The following is a 19,050-nucleotide window of genomic DNA, read 5'->3' on the forward strand; positions in this document are numbered from 1 at the left end:
TTCGTTGCTGTTCAGGGTCATGCCGCGCGCTGACCTCCCACCTGTTCGGCGTCGTACTGCTCGATGTCGTCCCAGCGGGCCCGCAGGTACTTGCCGACCCTGAACATCAAGGGGCCGACGTTGGTCTGCGTGTAGTGCCAGCGCCGGACGGTTTTTTCAGGGACGCCGTAGTGGGTGGCCAGGTCCGGGACGGTGGCCAGTGGGCGCCCACCGGACGAGAGAGTTCCCCGGGCCATACCTTGATCCTCTCTAGCGGAACGGAATGTTCTGTGAAAGAACATGACGAGCCGTGATGGACCCGTTAGAGCCGATAGTGCCCCATGGTTGCGTGTTCCGCAAGGTCCACTTAATGTTCTCTCATGGAACATCAAGAGGGCGTATCGCCAGTTGAGGCCATTGCGACGAGGGTCCGCGCGGCCCGCCAACGCAAGGGACTAACGGCTCAGCAGCTAGCCGGCAAGGTCGGCTGGGATCGGGCCACAGTGACGAAACTGGAGACCGGGCGGCGCCAGAACGTGACGGTCGACGAATGGTTGGCGCTGGCCCGTGCACTCGATGTCGCTCCGATCCACCTTCTGGTGCCGCTTGAGAACGGTGGCGCCTACAGGGTGACTTCCGACGAGTCGGTACCCACGGAGCGCGCCCGTTACTGGATTCGCGGAATCGTCCCTCTGTCGGGTACCGACGACCGCATCTTTAGGACCGAGGTCCCTGTAGCAGAGCTGCGCGCATGGGACACGGAAGAGGGGAACGCGGATGGCGAGCAAGAGCATCAAGAAGCGCCCGAACGGTAAGTGGCGGGCCCGGTACCGGGACCTGGCGGGCAAGGAGCACGCCCGGCACTTCGCCCGGAAGATCGACGGCGAGAACTGGCTCGACGAGGTCACGGCCGCACTCGTGACCAACACCTACGTTGACCCGAAGGACAAGAAGCTGACGGTCGACGAGTGGTGCGACCTGTGGATCGAGTCCTATGCGAAGCGGGACTCCACCGTCCGACAGGCGAAAGTGCACCTGGCGCAGATCAGGACGGAGTTCGGCAAGCTGCCGTTGATGGCCGTCGACGAGATGGCCGTGAAGAAGTGGATGGCTCGCCTGCACCGGGAAGGCGTGCAGCAGTCGTACCGGTTCGCCCTGCACAGCCGTCTCTCGCAGGTGATGCGGGCCGCAGTCCGGGCGAAGAAGATCACGGCGAACCCGTGCTCTCGGGAGACGTCGCCGGGCGGCGGTAAGCAGCGGCCTTACGTCTGCACGGATGCCCAGCTGTGGAAGCTGTACGAGGCGGCCGACGAGAAGTACCGGCCGGCGCTTCTGCTGGGGGCGTTCGCTGGCCTGCGCACAGCCGAGGCGTGCGGCCTCCGGGTGCAGGACGTCGACCTCAACGCGCGGACGATAACGCCGATGGTGCAGTACCCCGCGGTGCCGCTGAAGACGGAGACGAGCATGGCGGCCGTGCCGATCCCGGACGCGTTCGTCGGGGAGCTGAAGCGGCTCCTCGACGGGCGTACCGATGGCTGGGTCGTGCCGGACGACGAGGGCGAGCAGCTGGGGCCGTGGAAGATCGAGCGGCACATGCGACGCATCCGCAAGAAGGTGCCGGGACTGTCGCCCGTCTTCCGGTTCCACGATCTTCGGCACTACTACGCCAGCATGTTGATCGCGTCGGGCGCAGACGTGAAGGTAGTCACCGCTCGGCTGCGCCACTCGAAGGCCACGACGACGTTGAACACATACGGTCACCTGTGGCCCGACTCGGATCAGTCGACCAGGGCCGCCGTGGAACGTGCCATGGGGCCCTTGATCACTAACGCTGCGGACCCTCTGCGGACTGTAGAAGAGTCCGCAGAGGGTCCGTCCAGCTCAGAGGCGTGATGATCTTTAGATGTCGAAGTACAGCTCGAACTCGTGCGGGTGCGGACGCAGCTGGATCGGGGCGATTTCGTTCGTGCGCTTGTAGTCGATCCAGGTCTCGATGAGGTCGGAGGTGAAGACGCCGCCGGCCTGGAGGTACTCGTTGTCCGCCTCGAGGGCGTCGAGGACCGCGGGGAGGGAGGTCGGGACCTGCTGGACGTTGGCGTGCTCCTCGGGAGCCAGCTCGTAGAGGTCCTTGTCGATCGGCTCGGCCGGCTCGATCTTGTTCTTGACGCCGTCGAGGCCCGCCATGAGCAGCGCCGAGAAGGCGAGGTACGGGTTCGAGGACGGGTCCGGCGCGCGGAACTCGACGCGCTTGGCCTTCGGGTTCGAGCCCGTGATCGGGATACGCATGGCCGCGGAGCGGTTGCGCTGCGAGTACACCATGTTGACCGGCGCCTCGAAGCCCGGCACCAGGCGGTGGTAGGAGTTCACCGTCGGGTTGGTGAAGGCCAGGAGGGACGGGGCGTGCTTGAGGATGCCGCCGATGTAGTAGCGGGCGATGTCCGAGAGGCCCGCGTAGCCCTGCTCGTCGTAGAAGAGCGGGGAGCCCTCCGACCACAGCGACTGGTGGACGTGCATGCCCGAGCCGTTGTCACCGAAGATCGGCTTCGGCATGAAGGTCGCGGTCTTGTTGTTGCGCCAGGCGACGTTCTTCACGATGTACTTGAAGAGCATCAGGTCGTCGGCCGCGGCGAGCAGCGTGTTGAACTTGTAGTTGATCTCCGCCTGGCCGGCCGTGCCCACCTCGTGGTGCTGGCGCTCGACCTGGAGGCCCTGACGGTCCAGCTCCAGGGAGATCTCGGCGCGCAGGTCGGCGAAGTGGTCGACCGGCGGGGCCGGGAAGTAGCCGCCCTTGTAGCGGACCTTGTAGCCGCGGTTGTTCTCGACGGCGCCGGTGTTCCAGGCGCCCGCCTCGGAGTCGATCTCGTAGAGCGAGCGGTTGGCGGAGGTCTCGAAGCGGACCGAGTCGAAGACGTAGAACTCGGCCTCGGGGCCGAAGTACGCGGTGTCGGCGATGCCGGTGGAGGCGAGGTAGGCCTCGGCCTTCTTCGCCACGTTGCGCGGGTCGCGGGAGTACTGCTCGCCCGTGATCGGGTCGTGGATGAAGAAGTTGATGTTGACCGTCTTGTCGCGGCGGAACGGGTCGACGCGCGCGGTCGTCAGGTCGGCGCGGAGCGCCATGTCGGACTCGTGGATGGCCTGGAACCCGCGGATCGACGAGCCGTCGAAGGCCAGCTCCTCCGCCGGGTCGAACGCCGCGGCCGGCACCGTGAAGTGCTGCATCACACCCGGCAGGTCGCAGAACCGGACGTCGACGAACTTGACGTCCTCGTCCGCGATGAACTTCTTGGCGTCATCGGCGTTCTGGAACATCCAACTCCTCCTACTCCCACCCGGGAGGGGCGGGGTTTGCAGCTCGGTGGTGCGGCCGGTGCGGTGGCACACGCTGGACCTGACCATAGGCAGACGTGGTTTCTCAAGCATGACCCATTTGTTTCGCTCAAGTTAACCGGACCCGGGGGGTAGGGCGGGCGCCGCGGGCGCGCGCAGTACCGTGGATGCGTGGACAACAGGGAAGCAATGGGATCGTGGCTGTCCGGGCCCCGCGAGGCCCTGGAACAGTCGGGCGCGGACTTCGGATACCGCGGCCGGCAGCTCGGACTGCCGGAGGACGGGCCCGGTTCCATCGCCCGCCCCGGCCGCCGCATCGGCGCGCTCGTCATCGACTGGGCCCTCTGCATGCTGATCGCATACGGCCTGGTCACGCATGGTTACGACCAGGCTACGGGGAACTGGGCGCTCCTCATCTTCTTCGTACTCGGCGTCCTGACCGTCGGCACGATCGGCTGTACGCCGGGTAAGCGGGTTGTCGGGCTGCGGGTGGTTTCGGAGGCGGGTGGGCGGCTTGGTATCGGGCGGGTCGTCGTGCGGACGCTGCTCTTGTGTGTGGCCGTGCCCGCGCTGGTCTGGGACCGGGACGGTCGCGGGCTGCACGATCGGCTCGCGAAGTCCGTAGAGGTCCGCGCCTGAGTCCCGCACCATCTCCCGAGGAAGGTGCGGCGGAGCCGCAGGCCTTCGGGGGCGCGGGGAACCGCGCGACCAGCTCCGACGAGACCCGCGGCTGAGATCAGACAAAGAAGGCGCCCCGAGCAGAAGCTCGGGGCGCCTTCCCAGCAATGTCGGCGGAGCGTCAGCGCATCTTGCCGCCGCCGCGAGGCATCCGCATCCCCTTCGGCATCGGCCCCTTCGGCAGCGGCATGTTCGACATGAGGTCGCCCATGGCGCGCAGCCGGTCGTTGGTGGCGGTCACCTGGGGGCCGGGGAGAACGCGGGGCAGCTTCAGCATGGTGGTGCGGAGCTTCTTGAGGGGGACCTGGCCCTCGCCGTTGCCGACGAGGAGGTCGTGGACGGGGACGTCCGCGACGACTCGGGCCATGCGGCGCTTCTCGGCGGCCAGCAGGGACTTGACCCGGTTCGGGTTGCCCTCGGCGACCAGGACGATGCCGGCCTTGCCGACGGCCCGGTGGACGACGTCCTGGCTGCGGTTCATCGCGACCGCCGGCGTCGTCGTCCAGCCGCGCCCGATGTTGTCGAGCACCGCCGCCGCCGCGCCGGGCTGGCCCTCCATCTGGCCGAAGGCCGCTCGCTCGGCGCGGCGCCCGAAGATGATCGCCATCGCGAGGAAGGCGAGCAGGAAGCCGAGAATTCCGAGATAGATGGGGTGACCGATCAAGAAACCGATCGCGAGGAAGACACCGAAGGTGACGATTCCCACAGCCGCGAGTACAAGACCGATCTTCGAATCGACCTTGCGGGTCATCTTGTAGGTCAGAGCGATCTGCTTGAGTCGCCCGGTGTTTGCAGCGTCCGCTGCAGGTTCCTTCCTCGCCATGTGTGAAGTCTACGTGGCCGGTGGCCGCCGCTGAACAGCAGCACCGGCCCGGGGCCCGGCGGAGGGCCTGGGCTCAGCCGTGCGAGCCGACCGATTCGAGGACGCGCTGGGCCTCCACCCGGTCCTTGGCGCGGCGGCGGTCCTCCAGGACGGAGGTCCAGGCATTGCGGCGAGCGGTGCGCTGGCCGCTGCTCATCAGCAGCGACTCGACGGCGCGCAGCGCGTCGGTGAAGGTCGGGATCGCGGTGGCGCGTACGGGCGCGGCCTGCATGGGTGAGGTCCCCCCTCGATAACGGATCACGGAGACGAAGCGGAGCACAAAGCGGATCGCGAAGCGGAACCGATCACGGCTTTGGTGAAAGGTGCACGAGGCGTGATTTCAGGGTCACTGATTGGTGTTACCAGGGCGTGACCGGCCGGTCAAACCGTGATGAAGCCCCGGCGCGCATCGTTCACACGCGGACGCGGCCCCGATCGCCGTCCCCATCTGCGAGGACGGCCGGGACCGCGTCCTTCAGGCCGATACCGGCCGGTAGTCACTTGTGCGTGAATTCACACGCGGGGGGCGGCGAGCAGTACCCGCGCTCAGACCGCCTGCGAGGCCACGTACGCGCCCCGCTTCTCGACCGCCATCTGGAACAGCCGGCCCGCGCGGTACGAGGAGCGGACCAGCGGGCCCGACATGACGCCGGAGAAGCCGATCTGCTCGGCCTCCTCCTTCAGCTCCACGAACTCGTGCGGCTTGACCCAGCGCTCCACGGGGTGGTGGCGCACGGAAGGACGCAGGTACTGCGTGATGGTGATCAGCTCGCAGCCCGCGTCGTGCAGCTGGCGCAGCGCCTCGCTGACCTCGGCGCGCTCCTCGCCCATGCCCAGGATCAGGTTGGACTTGGTGACGAGGCCGTACTCGCGGGCCTCGGTGATGACCTTGAGCGAACGGTCGTAGCGGAAGCCGGGGCGGATGCGCTTGAAGATCCGCGGGACCGTCTCGACGTTGTGCGCGAAGACCTCGGGGCGCGAGGAGAAGACCTCGGCGAGCTGCTCGGGGACCGCGTTGAAGTCGGGGGCCAGGAGCTCGACCTTCGTCCGGCCCTCGGCGCGGTTCGCGGTCTGCTCGTGGATCTGGCGGACCGTCTCCGCGTAGAGCCAGGCGCCGCCGTCCTCCAGGTCGTCGCGGGCGACGCCGGTGATCGTGGCGTAGTTCAGGTCCATCGTGACGACGGACTCGCCGACGCGGCGCGGCTCGTCGCGGTCGAGGGCCTCGGGCTTGCCGGTGTCGATCTGGCAGAAGTCGCAGCGCCGGGTGCACTGGTCACCGCCGATGAGGAACGTGGCCTCGCGGTCCTCCCAGCACTCGTAGATGTTGGGACAGCCCGCTTCCTGGCAGACCGTGTGCAGGCCCTCGGACTTCACGAGGTTCTGCATCTTCGTGTACTCGGGACCCATTTTCGCCCGGGTCTTGATCCACTCGGGCTTGCGCTCGATGGGGGTCTGAGCGTTACGGACCTCCAGGCGCAGCATCTTGCGTCCGTCGGGTGCGACTGCGGACACGACCGGCTCCCTAAAGCTTTGATTCCTCGGCGTACATCAGGGTACGCCCGTGATGTTCATGGCCCTTACCGATGGCCAACCTCTGGCCTTCGGGGTGCATTCCCCACGGTTGGCTACGCCGGGGTCTTCTCCACGAGGCGCGGGCGCAGGTCCGCGTCGCCGAGCACGGCGCCCAGGTGCTTCTCGGCGACCGGGAGCACCTCCTCGATCGTGACCTCGCGGCCCAGCTCGTACGAGAGGGACGTGACGCCCGCGTCGCGGATGCCGCACGGGATGATCTTGTCGAAGTTCGAGGTGTCCGGGTTCACGTTGAGCGCGAAGCCGTGCATCGTGACGCCCTTGGCGACGCGGATGCCCATGGCGCAGATCTTGCGGTCCTCGCGGCGCTGGCCCGCGTTGGACGGGGCGTACTCCGGGCCGTTGAGCCGGGGGTCGAACTCCGGGTCGGCCGCGCGCGGGTCGAAGTCGAGGGTGAGGCCGCCGAGCTGCGGGCGCTGCTCGACGGGGTCGCCGAGGACCCAGACTCCCGCCCGGCCCTCCACGCGCGAGGTCGCGACGCCGAACTCCGCGCAGACCGCGATCATCGCGTCCTCCAGGCGGCGCAGGTGCGCGACCACGTCGACCGGGCGGGGCAGCTTCTGGATGGGGTAGCCGACGAGCTGGCCCGGACCGTGCCAGGTGATCTTGCCGCCGCGGTCCACGTCGATGACGGGGGTGCCGTCCAGGGGGCGCTCCTCGGGCGCCGTGCGCCGGCCCGCGGTGTAGACCGCCGGGTGCTCCAGGAGCAGACAGGTGTCGGGGATCTCGTCGGCGAAACGGGCGGCGTGCACGCGGCGCTGCTCGTCCCAGGCGACCTGGTACTCGACCATGTCCGCACCGAACCCCATGCGGACGAACCGGAACTCACTCACGGCTTGTGCCTCCCTCACCAGCTGACCAGCCGCACCGCGCAGAGTCGGCTGCACCGTGCATATATCGCGCCCTGAACAACTGTACGGCGCCCGGTCCCGGGCTCAGTGGGTGGGGAAGAGGCGGTACGAGGCGTCCAGGTCGCGGACCTCCACGGAACAGGTGACGCCGGGGGCGGACGAGGTGTGTTTGTCCAGGAGGGCGAGGACGTCGTCGCACAGCGCGTTCTTCACCGCCTGGGGGCGGCCCGCCAGCAGGCCGACCTCCACGTGGAGGAAGGGGGCCGCGACCCCGTCCACGTACGTGGTGGAGGGGCGGGCGAACGTCTTGCCCACGCCGACCGAGCTGACGCGCTCGACGACGAGGGGGTGGAGTTCGGCCACGAGGGCGGGGACGTCGACCGTGCCGGCGAGGCCGTCGGAGTAGTCGATGACGATGTGAGGCACGGGACAGACCTTCCGGGTACTTCTACCGGGTACTGGGCGGCGGAGCGCGGCGACCGGGGCCGCCGTCGACCGCTTACGGGTACTCAGTACTTCTCGGTGTAGTGCACAGGCATCGTATGCCTGAGCGGAGGCCGCCTCCGGACCGGCCCGTCCACACGTCGTTCCCCCGCCGTCCGCACCTCCTTCGAGTGCCGACGCGTCCACTCTTCGCTGAGTTCGTCACACGATCGGATGAAGGGTCCCTGAAGGCCCGGTGGAGGCCGAATATCGCCGCTACATTCGCGCCGTTCCATGAGGGCTGCACCCCGGCCCGGAAGGCAGGAGACCGCACAGCTGATGACGGAACGACCTCCGCAGCGCACACCGAACCGCCAGCTCGCCGCGCTCATCGCGGAGGCTGGTTTCTCCAACGCGGGCCTTGCCCGCCGCGTGGACCAACTCGGGCTCGAACACGGTCTTGACCTGCGATACGACAAGACATCGGTGACCAGATGGCTGCGCGGGCAGCAGCCGCGCGGGACGACCCCCGCCCTCATCGCCGAAGTGTTCACCCGCCGCCTCGGCCGCCGTCTGTCGGCCCAGGACCTAGGGCTCGACGCATGTGCCCCCGTCTACGCGGGCCTGGAGTTCGCGGGCTCGCCCGAGGAGGCCGTCGACATCGTCAGCGGCCTGTGGCGCAAGGACTCCGGGAGCCATGCCGAACTCCGCAAGATCGCGTTCACCCCGGCCGGGCTCGTCGTGCCCAGCCGCGACTGGCTGATCGGCCGCGCCGACGACCGCGTGCTCAGAGGTGAGGCACCGCCCCGGGTGCCCGCGCAGGGGCGGCCCGTCGTGCCGCGCCAGCGCACGACCACCGAGCGGGGGCCCGGCCACCGGGTCTCCGGCGGCGACATCGCGGCGCTCCGCTCCGTCGGCGAGCTGTTCCGCGCCCTCGACCACGCCTACGGCGGCGGGCACGCCCGGCAGGCGCTCGTCCGCTATCTGGAGCACGAGGCCGAACCCATGCTCCGCGGCACGTACGGGGAGCAGACCGGGCGGCGGCTCTTCGCGGCCGTCGCCGATCTCACCCGGCTCGCGGGCTGGACCTCGTACGACATCGCGGCGCACGGGCTCGCCCAGCGGTACTTCGTGCAGGCGCTGCGGCTCTCGCAGGCGGCGGGGGACCGGATGTACGGCTCGTACGTCCTCATCACCATGAGCCGGCAGGCCGTCTACCTCGGGCACGGCCGGGAGGCGGTGCAGCTGGCGCGGGTCGCGCAGCAGGGGGTCGGGGCGGCGGCGCCCGCCGTCCTCCAGGCGCTGCTGCACGCCGTCGAGGCGCGCGGGCACGGCGTGCTCGGCGAGGTGCGGGCCTGCACGGCGTCGCTCGTACGGGCCGAGCGGGCGCTCGAAGCGGCGCGGACGGGGGAGGACGTGCCGCACTGGGCGCGGTTCTTCGACGAGGCGCAGCTGGCCGACGAGTTCGGACACTGCCACCGCGACCTCCAGCTGTACCGGACGGCGGCGCAGCACGCGGAGCGGTCGCTGCGGCTGCGGGCGCCCGGGTTCGCGCGGAGCCGGCTGTTCTGCCGGGTCGTGCTCGCCTCCGCGCGGCTCGGCCTCGGTGAGCTGGACTCGGCGTGCGCGCTCGGCGCGGAGGCGGCGACCGCGGCGGCGGACATGCGGTCGGTGCGGGCGCACGAGTATGTGCGGGAGTTCGAGCGCCGGCTGGAGCCGTACCGCGACGCGGGGCCCGTCCGGGGGTACCGCGAGAAGGTCGCGGCGCTGGGCTGACAGGCTCTCAGGCCGCCTTGTCCTCCACCGGCGGCGATGCCCGCGGGCGGTGCTGTGCCGGGGCGGCCGGGAGGCCCAGGTCGCGCAGTGCCGCCCGGGCCGCCCGGCGGCCGGAGGTGAGGGCGCCCTCGACGGTGCTGGTGTCCCGGTGGTCCCCGCACACATACAGGCCGTCGAGGAGGCGGACGGGGCGGCGGGGGTCGTGCGGGGCGGGCATCGCCGGGACCGCGTGCGGGGTGTGGTGGACGGCGAGGGTCTCCCAGGCGGACGTCGAGGTGCCGTAGAGCGCGGCCAGATGGAGGCGCAGCTCCCGGTCGGTGGGCGGGGGGCCGAGCACCGTCGAGGAGACGAGCGTGCGGCCCGCCGGGGCCCGCACCGGGTCGACCTGGCTGATGACCGAGGTGTGCGCGACCGGGCCGAGGCGGTCGGCGTCGAGCAGCAGCGCCGGCTCGGTGAGGGGCGGCTCGGGCGCCGCGTGATGGACGACGGTCACCTCGTGGAAGGCGGGCACGCGCAGACCGGGCAGGAGCGCGGCGGCGGCTGCGGCGTCGGTCGCCAACACGACTCCCCGGCACGGCAGTTGCCCGTGGTCGGCCGTGGTGACCGAGTTCGCCGCGACGTCGGTGACCCGGACGCCGGTGTGCACGGTGCCCGGCGGCAAGGTGGCCGCGAGCAGTTCGGGGAGCGTGTCCGCGCCGCCCTCCGGCACGGCGAGCCGGCCCGAGGCGTAGGCGTGCAGCGCGAGGTCGGCGCACCGGCTGGACGTCGTCAGCTCCGGATCGCACAGCAGGGCCGAGAGCAGCGGGCGTACGAAGCCGTGCAGGGTCCGCGCGGGCAGCGAACGGGTCGACAGGGCGCGTGCGGCGGGGAGTTCGGGGCGGGCGAGGAGCCGGGCGGGGTCGGTCGCGGCGAGCCGGGCGAGGGACGCGCCGAGCCGCGCGTGGTCCAGGGGGCCGCCCAGGGGTGGGCGCGTGCCGCGCGGCGGGCGGGGAGCGCTCGCGAGGGCGCGCGCCGCGCTTAATGCGCCCCTCGCGCGCCGGGGGTCGGTCGGCTCGCCCGCGCGATGGCGTCGGCCCCCGCTGTGCACGACGACACCAGGCGCGAACAGCCGCAGGGTGAGCCCGTCGAGTCCTGGGCACCGGAGCAGCCCGGCGTACGAGGTGAGAAGGGGCCGCCCGACCCGGTCGAGCCGGAACCCGTCGACCTTCTCCGTCGCCATCCGGCCCCCGACCGTGCCCCCGGCCTCCAGGACCAGGACGCGGACCCCCGCCCTGGTCAGGTCCCCGGCGGCGGCGAGTCCCGCGACCCCGGCCCCTACGACGACGACGGCCCCTGCTCCTGCGTCAGCGGGCTCAAGCACGTGCCCCTCCCAGCGTTGCGCGGCCGGCGGCGGATCGGCTCGGAGGCGTCATGCCCGCGGCGAGGCGCCGGAATACCCGGGTTCGGCACGAGGTTAGGTGCGCCCGCGTCCAGGAACAGTCGCGCGTGGGGGCGGCACGGAGGCACGCGGTGACACGGGAATGCGCCCCGCCCCGGTGCCCGCGAACGCGCTACGAGGAGACCAGCGCCCCCGTGTCCACCGCCTCCTTCGCGTCCGCCGCGCTCCTCGCCTCCGGGGCCACCTCGTCCGCCGTCAGGACGTAGCCCGTGCCCGCGTCCGTCGTGGAGCGGGCGAAGACCACGCCGTAGACGCGGCCGTCCGTGGTGAGGAGCGGGCCGCCGGAGTTGCCGGGGAGGACCGTGGAGCGGATGGAGTAGATCTCCCGGGTGACCGTGCCGGAGCCGTAGATGTTCTGGCCGCCCGCGCGGATCGTGTCCGCGACCGTCGCCGCCTGCAGGTCGAGACCGCCGTTCTCGGGGTAGCCCGCGACGACCGCCGCGGCGCCCCGGGAGGCGCTGTCGTCCAGGGCGAGGGCCGGGGCGCGCAGATCGGGGACGTAGAGGACCGCCACGTCCTTGTCGGGGTCGAAGAGGACGACGCGCGCGCCGTACGGGCGCCCGACGCCGCCGACCCGGACCGACGGGTCGTCGATGCCCGCGACCACGTGGGCGTTGGTCATCACGTGCTGCGGGGAGTACACGAAGCCGCTGCCCTCGCGGCCCTGGGTGCCGGAGGAACCTTCCACCTTCACCGTGCTGCGCTGCGCCGCCCGCGTCGCCGCCGCCGTCACGTTGTCCCCCGAGGGCTTCGCGACCTCGGCCGACGGCTCGTTCGCGAACGGGTCGAAGACCTGCGGGAACCCCGCCGAGGTGAGCGCCCCGGTGGCCCGCGAGAACCAGCCCGGGGTCGACGAGGGCATGGTGTCGTGGACCGCGCCGAGCACCGACGACCCCCGGATCGCCTGGTTGAGCACCGCCGAGGACGACGACGCGAGGACGCTGGCCGCCACCCAGGCGACGACGAGGACCGCCGCCGCGCTCGCGACCGCGCCGCCCGCCCCGTCCGCCACCCGCAGCGGGCCCGGCGCCCGGTCCATCCCGCCGCGCACCCGCGCCGCGAGCCGCCCGGCGAGCGCCTGCCCGGCGACGGCGGGCAGCAGCACGGTGACCACGGCGACCACCGTCGCCGTCGACGTGCCGGGCGTGACCGAGTCCATCAGGTACGGAAGCAGCCATACGCCGACGACCGCGCCGCCGACGAATCCGGCGAGCGAGACGAGGCCCGCGAGCAGCCCGCGCCGGTAGCCGGACACGGCGTAGACGAGCGCGAGCACGATCAGGGCGCCATCGAGGACGTGGTTCTGCGGGTCCATATCGGTAACAAACGAATGCGATGACCGTGCTGGTTCCGCCAACCGGCCTACATGTGGGAGACCGCACAGGGCGTCCGCGTCCGAGAGTGGGAGGCGTGCGTGGAGTGCGGAGGGCGGTGCGGTGGGCGCCCGGGGGACTGGCCCTCGGGGCCCTGGTGCTGTGTGCCGTCGCGGGCGACCGTCCGGGGGCCTCCGAGCGGGAGGCGACAGCGGTCCCCGCGGACCGGGCGAGCGGCGCGCACGCCGCCCCGCAGCCGCGCGTCGTGCCGCGCTCGCGGTGGCTGGCCGGGACGAAGACGTACGACCGCGACCCCGTCCGGTACGGGGACCGCGTCGTCGCCGTCTTCGTCCACCACACCGACTCGCCCAACGGCTACGACTGCGCCGACGTTCCGGAGATCATCCGCTTCGTCTACGCGGGCCAGGCGGGCGGCAAGGAGTGGGACGACATCGGCTACAACTTCCTCGTCGACCGCTGCGGCACCGTCTACGAGGGCCGGGCCGGGGGCGTGGACCGGCCCGTCGTCGGCGCCCACACCCAGGGCTTCAACCAGGACACCGCCGGGATCGCCGCCATCGGCACCTTTGGCGAGGGCACCCCGGTGCCCAGAGCGATGGCCGACTCCATCGCCGCGCTCGCCGCGTGGAAGCTCGGCCTGTCCGACGTCGACCCGCGCTCCACCGTCCGGCTGACCTCCAGCAACAGCCTCAGCCGCTACAAGAAGGGCACCTCCGCCGGCTTCCACGCGATCGCCGGCCACCGCGACGGCTACGAGACCGCGTGCCCCGGCGAGGCGCTGATGCGCGCACTCCCCGCGATCCGCGACCGCGCCGCCCGCCTCCAGCACCGCGACTAACGCGACCGGAAGGCTAGGCGGGGCGCAAGGTGCCGCCGCCGTTCAGCCGGTACGTCCTGCCGTGCAGGCCGGGGCTCGCGGAGCGGTCGTACGTCACCGAGTGCCCGTTGCCGACGATCACCTTGGAGACCCGCGCCCCGGAGCCGAGGTCCAGGCCTTCGAGCCGGGAGTCGCCGGCAACCGACCACCTGGCGCGGGCGCCCAGCTTCAGGGAGGCACCCCGGACCGCCCCGTCCAGCTTGGCGCGGCCGATCAGGTCGAGGGAGGCCGAGCCGTCGGCGACGACCACGTCCCCCTTCAGCTTCTGGCCGTCCGCCGAGAGCGTCACGACCCCCTTGTCGCGGACGCGCAGCAGCTTGCCGCGCTTCGTCTTCAGCTCCGCGCCGCCGCCCAGCCGCACGTCCGCGACCGTCTCCCGTACGGAGAAGAGGTCGCCGTCCGCCGCCTCGATCGACCCGCCCGTCATGGTGAACGCCGTGTCGCCGTCACCCCGCAGCACCACCCCGCCCGCGGCGGCCGTCGCCCGTACGTTGCGCAGGGACAGCGAGCCGCCGGGCTCCACCGTGAACGCCTCGGAGTTCGCCAGATCGAACAGCGTGCCCGTCACCGCCACCTCCCCGGCCGTCTGCACGCCGGGCGAACCGCAGCCCGCCGACGTCATCGTCGAGTCGTACACCTCGACCTTCCCGCCGCCCGGACCCGCCGCGACCGGTGGCGCCTGCGCGCCCGCCGTCTCGATCTCGGCGTACGTCAGCTCGGCCGCGCCCCCGCCCGCGGCCCGCACGGCGGGCGCGTAGGAGCCCTTGGTGCGCACGGCGCTCGCGCTGAGCGTCGCGCGGGTCCCCTCGCCCGACACGAAGACGCCGGTCGCGCCCTTGCCCTTGGTGGAGGACCAGCCGCCGGACAGATCGAGGCGGCCGCCGTCCCTGGCCAGCGCTCCGGCGTTCAGCCCGTCGCTCGCGGACGCGTCGAGCGACGAGGTGCCGCCTCGCTTCGTGACATGGGCGTCACGGGTCGAGAGGTGCCCCGAGCCGGACACGAGCACCGCCGACTCGTCCCGCTCGTCCGTCTCGAACTCCTCCTTGCGCGGCGCCGCCCGCTCGCCGCTGTCCAGCGTGTACGCGCCGGTCGGCGCGGGGGCCGCGGGCGAGCCGTGGTCGGTGTCGAGCGGCGCCGTCGCGCACCGCGCGCCGCTCGCCGTCGCGGGCGGGGACGCCACCGGCGGCTTCGCCGTCCCGTCGTCGTCCGAGCACGCGGACAGCGTCAGCGGCAGCAGCAGTACGGAGACGGCGGTCACGGTACGGCGACGCCCCGGGCGGAGCCGGAGTCCCAGGTATTTCATGGCCCCTACGTTCACACTTCACGCTCCGTGAGGCACGCCCGGGGCACCTCCGGCGCGGTCAGGGCACGTCCGGGGCGAAGACGAGCAGGGTCAGATCGTCCCGGACCGTCCCCGCGAACCGCACCACGTCCCGCCACACCGCGTCCGTCAGCGCCGCCGGTTCGTCACTGGCGTGGCCCCGCAGCCGCTCCGCCAGCGGATAGAAGCGGCCCGCCGCGTCCCGCGCCTCCGTCACCCCGTCGGTCAGCGCGAGCAGCCGGTCCCCCGGAAGCAGATCGAGCGTGACCGCGACGGGCGGTTCGGTGTCGAGGCCGACGCCCAGCGGCGCCCCCGACGGCACCGGAACCTCCGTCACCCGGCCGCCGCGCAGCAGCAGCGGACACGGATGACCGCAGCTGACGATCCGCACGACGGAGGCGTCGTCCGGGAACTCCAGGAGCACCGCCGTCGCGAACAGCTCGGCCAGTTCGTCGCCCGCCGTGTCCACGATGAGACGCCGGTCCAGGCGTGCCGCCACGCTCTCCAGGTCCGGCTGGTCGAGCACCGCCTCCCGGAACGCGCCGAGCAGCCCCGCCACCGTGCCCACCGCGGAAAGCCCGTGCCCCTGTACGTCGCCGACCACCGCCCGCACGCCGTGCGGCCCGCGCCGTACGTCGAAGAAGTCGCCGCCGACCAGGGCCCCGCGCTGCGCCGCCCGGTACAGGCCCGCGCACCGCACCCGGCCCACCCGCTCCGGCAACGGCGGCAACACCGCGAACTGGGCGGCCTCCGCGACCGTACGCACCGTCACCAGATGCTCGTCGCGGCGCTGGCGCACCCAGGCGATCAGGACGCTCAGGACGGAGACGAACAGCACGATCAGCACGTCGCTGTTGCCGGGGCGGCCGAACCCCGCCGGGGGCAGCGCCAGGATCACCACGACGACGGCGCCGAGCACACCCGTCGCCGCGGGCCCGTACGACAGTGCGGCCAGCGGCGGGATCGCGCCCAGGAGAAAACCCAGCTCCAGATGTTGCTCGGTGCCGGCCTGGAGCGCGCCCAGACCGACGAGCAGCACGATGGGCAGCCAGCGCACCCAGCGGGGCGGCGGCGCCCCGCGCAGCCAGGCACGCTCCTCCCCGTCACGACGGCGCGCCAAGGGCCAGGTCATGCCGGCAGGGCTCCCTTCGCGACGGCCTACGCCATCAACCCTGCTACGAGTCGCCTGCCCCCGCACTCCGCCGCGTACCGTCCAGCAACGACCGCCCCATCAGCACGTCGTCCACGTACACCCCGTCGATCAGGAACTCCCCGGGCAGCACCCCCTCCACGACGAAGCCCTCGGCCTCGTACAACGCGCGGGCCGGGGTGTTGTGGCCGAGCACGCGCAGCGTCAGACGGCGCGCGCCCTGCCGCCGGGACTCCGCGATCGCCGCCCGCACCAGCGTCCGGCCCACGCCGAGCCCGCGCGCGGCGGTCGCCACGGCCAGCCCCTGCACCTGCCTGACGTGCGCGTTCGACAGCAGCGGGGTCGGGCGGACGAGGCGGACGTAGCCCACGACCCGCCCGTGCAGCTCCGCCACGAGATGGTCGAGCGGGCCGAACCGCTGACTGAAGAACGGCGGGTAGGGCGGCTCGTGCCGCTCCACGACCGCGTGCAGGGGCGACCACGTGTCCCCGTCGAGGCGGCTCAGGACCCCGTCGTCGTCCGGCACGGCGAAACGTATGAGCGGTCGCTGCGGTGACATGCGCGTCACTGTACGACCGGCAGGATGGAGGCATGACACGTATCGCGGTGGCGGGCGCCTCAGGACTCACCGGCTCGGCCCTCGTCCGCTCCCTGACCGATGACGGACACGAAGTGCTGCGCCTGGTGCGCCGGGCGCCGCGCGCGGCGGACGAAGCGCGCTGGGACCCCAAGAAGGGGGAGATCGACGCCGAACGGCTCGACGGATGCGACGCCGTCGTCAACCTCGCCGGTGCCGGGGTCGGCGATCACCGGTGGACCGACGCGTACAAGCGGGAGATCCGCGACAGCCGCGTCCTCGGGACCAGGACACTCGCCGAGGCGATCGCCGGGCTCTCCACGCCGCCCCGCGTCTTCGTCAACGGCAGCGCCATCGGGTACTACGGCTCCACCGGCAGCCGCGCCGTCGACGAGACCGCGCCCGCCGGGGAGGGGTTCCTCGCCCACGTGTGCGTGGAATGGGAGGACGCCGTCGCGCCCGCGCGGGACGGCGGAGTCCGTACGGTCCTCGCGCGGACGGGGCTCGTCGTCGCCCGGGGCGGCGGGGCCTGGGGGAAGCTGTTCCCGCTGTTCAAAGCGGGGCTCGGGGGGCGGCTCGGGGACGGGCGGCAGTACTGGGCGTACATCGCGCTGCACGATCACGTCGCGGCGCTGCGGCACTGCATCGACACGGAGGGCCTGGCCGGCCCGGTCAATCTGACCGCTCCGCATCCGGCGACGAATCGTGAGGTCGCTGCGGCGATGGGGCGGGTGCTGCGGCGGCCCGTGCTGTTTCCCGCCCCGGCGGTTGCGCTCCGCTTGGTGCTCGGGGAAATGGCCGGGGAGGTACTGGGCTCCACCCGGGCGGTGCCCACCCGTCTGCTCGAATCCGGCTTCGAGTTCGCGTTCCCCGCTTTGGACCAGGCGATCCGCGCCGCGTGACCTTCAGGTCGTCTCCGGGTGCGGGTCTCGTCGTGGCTGGTCGCGCAGTTCCCCGCGCCCCTGGACGCGCACTTCGTGCGGCCTCCCATCAGATGGCGGGTGCGGGTTTCGTCGTGGTTGCTCGCGCCGTTCCCCGCGCCCCTGCGATGCGCACTTCGTGCGCCATCGCAGGGCGGGGGAAGCGCGGCGGAGCCGCAGCTTTCAGGGGCGCGGGGAACTGCGCGACCAGCCACGACGGTGCGGCACTCGGCGACGAGGGAGGTCCCCACGGCGGGACGCCGGTCGAGCGGCCACGGCGACGAGGAAGGGTGGGCCGTCGGGGTTTGGGCTAGGTGAAGCGTTCTGTCAGGCGGGGGTACAGCGCGGCCAGCAACGACTCGTTCTCGAAGTCGAGCGGGGTGCCCTCGGGCTCCGAGGGGGCGGGCGGCAGGCCGAGGTCGGGGGCGACCGTGCCGGTCAGCTCCTCGTACGCCTCGTCCGCCGCGTAACCGAGATCCTCCCCGTCCCCGTCCACGTCCTCGTCGAACTCGCCCAGGGACTCCGCCAGCGAGTCCGGATCGTGCAGGGCGCCTTCGAAGACCTCCCGGCCCTGCCCGATCAGCCAGCACCGGAAGTAGTCGAACGCGTCGTCGCTGGCCCCGCCGAGCAGCACCCAGGCCGCGCCCCAGAGGTCCCAGCGGTAGGCGCGGTTGTAGCGGGACTCGAAGTGCCGGGCGAAGTCGAGCACCGAGTCGGGGTCGGAGCGCAGGAGTCTGTCGACGAGCAGCTCGGCGTGGTCCTCGGGGTCGCCCTCGGCGGCCTCGCGGGTGCTGTCCACGATCTCCCAGAACTCGGTCTCGTCCATCACGGGACAAGCATCGGCCCTGGGCCGGGGGGCCGCACGCCGAGCGCCGGACCTGCGCCAGTTCGTTACGCATGCACATGCCCAGGGCACCCCGCCGAACGACCCGTCACCCGTCCTGCCCGTACCACCCCCGCATCCGCCGCACCGCCTCCGCGAACCGCTCCCGCAACGCGGCGGGGGCCACCACCTCCGCCTCCGGGCCCAGCGTCATGAGCTGGGTGTACGCCACGTCCTCCGACTCGACCGGCAGCGTCACGGTCACCCGCCCGTCCGCGTCCGCCGGGCCCGCCGCCGCCAGCGCCTCCCGCGCGGACGCCGTATCGGTGGCGTAGGGCAGCTGCCGTACCCCGTCGGCCGTCAGCCGTACGACGACCTCGGCATGGAGGATCGCCCGCGCGAACTGGGCCGCCCGCTCCGCCCAGAACGCGGGCAGGTCGAACTCCTCGTCCCGCTCGAACCGCTCGTCCAGCGCCTCGACGGACGTGAACCGGTCGATGCGGTACACCCGCTGCTCCACCGGGGACCCCGCCCCCTCGCGCACGGCCGCCGCCAGGTACCAGACGCCCGCCTTGAGGATCAGGCCGTACGGTTCCAGCAGCCGCTCGACCGGACTCTCCCGCCGGTCCCGGCGCGCGTACGCGACGCGCAGCACCCGGTCGCCCCACACCGCCTCCGCGACCGCGGGCAGCAGTTCGGGCGTGCGCGGCTCCTGGAACCAGCCCGGCGCGTCCAGATGGAACCGCTGCGCCGCCGTGCGGGACGCATCGCGCACCGCCGGGGTCAGCGCCGCCGACACCTTGAGCCGGGCCGCCGACGCCGCGTCGTCCAGCCCCATCTCGCGCAGCGCCCCGGGCACCCCGGACAGGAACAGCGCCTCCGCCTCGCCGCGGGCCAGGCCCGTCAGGCGCGTCCGGTAACCGCCGATCAGCCGGTAGCCGCCGACCCGGCCCCGGTCCGCGTAGACCGGGACGCCCGCCTCCGAGAGCGCCTGCGCGTCGCGCGTCACCGTCCGCTCGGAGACCTCCAGTTCGCGCGCCAGCTCGGCCGCGGTCATCGAAGGCCGGGACTGGAGCAACAGCACCATCTTGATCAGGCGGGCAGCGCGCATGGCGCCATCATGG

At 72.1% G+C, this 19,050-nt stretch carries 20 protein-coding genes; 6 read left to right on the forward strand and 14 right to left on the reverse strand.

The features are described from left to right. Window positions 1-17 precede the first annotated feature (17 nt). Entirely contained in the window at window positions 18-236 is a 219-nt protein-coding gene (locus C1N81_RS31970) for a hypothetical protein (RefSeq protein ID WP_394434777.1), read from the reverse strand. Window positions 237-359: 123 nt separating this feature from the next. Between C1N81_RS31970 and C1N81_RS31975 the strand changes: the two genes are divergently transcribed. Continuing rightward, window positions 360-794, forward strand: coding sequence for a helix-turn-helix domain-containing protein (locus tag C1N81_RS31975; protein WP_394434778.1), 435 nt, complete (start codon window positions 360-362; stop codon window positions 792-794). After that, window positions 757-1,872, forward strand: coding sequence for a site-specific integrase (gene xerC, locus C1N81_RS31980; protein WP_394434779.1), 1,116 nt, complete (start codon window positions 757-759; stop codon window positions 1,870-1,872). The genes C1N81_RS31975 and xerC overlap by 38 nt, the downstream gene beginning before the upstream one ends. A 6-nt stretch (window positions 1,873-1,878) precedes the next feature. Here the strand turns inward: xerC and glnA are convergent, their stop codons facing one another. Next, on the reverse strand, window positions 1,879-3,288 hold the full coding sequence (gene glnA, locus C1N81_RS31985) for a type I glutamate--ammonia ligase (protein ID WP_394434780.1): 1,410 nt from the start codon (window positions 3,286-3,288) through the stop codon (window positions 1,879-1,881). Between the two features lie 189 nt (window positions 3,289-3,477). Here glnA and C1N81_RS31990 point away from each other — a divergent pair, with 189 nt between their 5' ends. After that, on the forward strand, window positions 3,478-3,945 hold the full coding sequence (locus C1N81_RS31990; protein WP_394434781.1) for an RDD family protein: 468 nt from the start codon (window positions 3,478-3,480) through the stop codon (window positions 3,943-3,945). Between the two features lie 160 nt (window positions 3,946-4,105). Here C1N81_RS31990 and C1N81_RS31995 read toward each other — a convergent pair whose 3' ends face one another. From C1N81_RS31995 to C1N81_RS32015, 5 genes are all read right to left on the reverse strand, one after another. Continuing rightward, window positions 4,106-4,807, reverse strand: a complete 702-nt coding sequence (locus tag C1N81_RS31995; protein WP_394434782.1) for a DUF4191 domain-containing protein — start codon at window positions 4,805-4,807, stop codon at window positions 4,106-4,108. A gap of 73 nt (window positions 4,808-4,880) precedes the next feature. Continuing rightward, entirely contained in the window at window positions 4,881-5,078 is a 198-nt protein-coding gene (locus C1N81_RS32000) for an SCO2195 family GlnR-regulated protein (RefSeq protein ID WP_394434783.1), read from the reverse strand. 314 nt (window positions 5,079-5,392) lie between these two features. Next, complete coding sequence (gene lipA / locus C1N81_RS32005) at window positions 5,393-6,358, reverse strand: lipoyl synthase (RefSeq protein ID WP_394434784.1); 966 nt, start codon at window positions 6,356-6,358, stop codon at window positions 5,393-5,395. A gap of 113 nt (window positions 6,359-6,471) precedes the next feature. Beyond that, window positions 6,472-7,269: a lipoyl(octanoyl) transferase LipB gene (gene lipB / locus C1N81_RS32010; RefSeq protein ID WP_394434785.1), complete on the reverse strand. Its 798-nt coding sequence runs from the start codon at window positions 7,267-7,269 to the stop codon at window positions 6,472-6,474. A gap of 102 nt (window positions 7,270-7,371) precedes the next feature. Continuing rightward, window positions 7,372-7,713, reverse strand: coding sequence for a 5-carboxymethyl-2-hydroxymuconate Delta-isomerase (locus C1N81_RS32015; protein ID WP_394434786.1), 342 nt, complete (start codon window positions 7,711-7,713; stop codon window positions 7,372-7,374). 336 nt (window positions 7,714-8,049) lie between these two features. Between C1N81_RS32015 and C1N81_RS32020 the strand changes: the two genes are divergently transcribed. After that, entirely contained in the window at window positions 8,050-9,486 is a 1,437-nt protein-coding gene (locus tag C1N81_RS32020; RefSeq protein WP_394434787.1) for a regulator, read from the forward strand. Window positions 9,487-9,493: 7 nt separating this feature from the next. On the opposite strand, the gene C1N81_RS32025 is transcribed toward C1N81_RS32020, so the two are convergent. After that, the gene (locus C1N81_RS32025) at window positions 9,494-10,846 is read right to left on the reverse strand and encodes an FAD-dependent oxidoreductase (protein WP_394434788.1); all 1,353 of its coding nucleotides are present in this window, start codon (window positions 10,844-10,846) and stop codon (window positions 9,494-9,496) included. A 190-nt stretch (window positions 10,847-11,036) separates the two neighbouring features. Then, window positions 11,037-12,239: a MarP family serine protease gene (locus tag C1N81_RS32030; RefSeq protein WP_394434789.1), complete on the reverse strand. Its 1,203-nt coding sequence runs from the start codon at window positions 12,237-12,239 to the stop codon at window positions 11,037-11,039. A 95-nt stretch (window positions 12,240-12,334) separates the two neighbouring features. Between C1N81_RS32030 and C1N81_RS32035 the strand changes: the two genes are divergently transcribed. Next, a complete protein-coding gene (locus tag C1N81_RS32035; protein ID WP_394434790.1) occupies window positions 12,335-13,096 on the forward strand; it encodes a peptidoglycan recognition protein family protein in 762 nt (253 codons plus the stop codon). Between the two features lie 13 nt (window positions 13,097-13,109). Here the strand turns inward: C1N81_RS32035 and C1N81_RS32040 are convergent, their stop codons facing one another. From C1N81_RS32040 to C1N81_RS32050, 3 genes are read right to left on the reverse strand one after another with little or no spacing between them, the layout of a single operon-like run. Then, entirely contained in the window at window positions 13,110-14,438 is a 1,329-nt protein-coding gene (locus tag C1N81_RS32040; protein ID WP_394434791.1) for a hypothetical protein, read from the reverse strand. 58 nt (window positions 14,439-14,496) lie between these two features. After that, complete coding sequence (locus tag C1N81_RS32045; RefSeq protein WP_394434792.1) at window positions 14,497-15,588, reverse strand: PP2C family protein-serine/threonine phosphatase; 1,092 nt, start codon at window positions 15,586-15,588, stop codon at window positions 14,497-14,499. 43 nt (window positions 15,589-15,631) lie between these two features. Continuing rightward, window positions 15,632-16,165: a GNAT family N-acetyltransferase gene (locus C1N81_RS32050; RefSeq protein ID WP_394434793.1), complete on the reverse strand. Its 534-nt coding sequence runs from the start codon at window positions 16,163-16,165 to the stop codon at window positions 15,632-15,634. Between the two features lie 32 nt (window positions 16,166-16,197). Between C1N81_RS32050 and C1N81_RS32055 the strand changes: the two genes are divergently transcribed. After that, window positions 16,198-17,085, forward strand: coding sequence for a TIGR01777 family oxidoreductase (locus tag C1N81_RS32055; protein WP_394434794.1), 888 nt, complete (start codon window positions 16,198-16,200; stop codon window positions 17,083-17,085). A 328-nt stretch (window positions 17,086-17,413) separates the two neighbouring features. On the opposite strand, the gene C1N81_RS32060 is transcribed toward C1N81_RS32055, so the two are convergent. Together C1N81_RS32060 and C1N81_RS32065 are read right to left on the reverse strand one after the other, a co-directional pair. Continuing rightward, entirely contained in the window at window positions 17,414-17,929 is a 516-nt protein-coding gene (locus C1N81_RS32060; protein WP_394438365.1) for a DUF4240 domain-containing protein, read from the reverse strand. A 106-nt stretch (window positions 17,930-18,035) separates the two neighbouring features. Then, entirely contained in the window at window positions 18,036-19,037 is a 1,002-nt protein-coding gene (locus C1N81_RS32065; protein ID WP_394434795.1) for a helix-turn-helix transcriptional regulator, read from the reverse strand. Window positions 19,038-19,050 lie beyond the last annotated feature (13 nt).

The organism is Streptomyces sp. SGAir0957 (assembly GCF_043523415.1).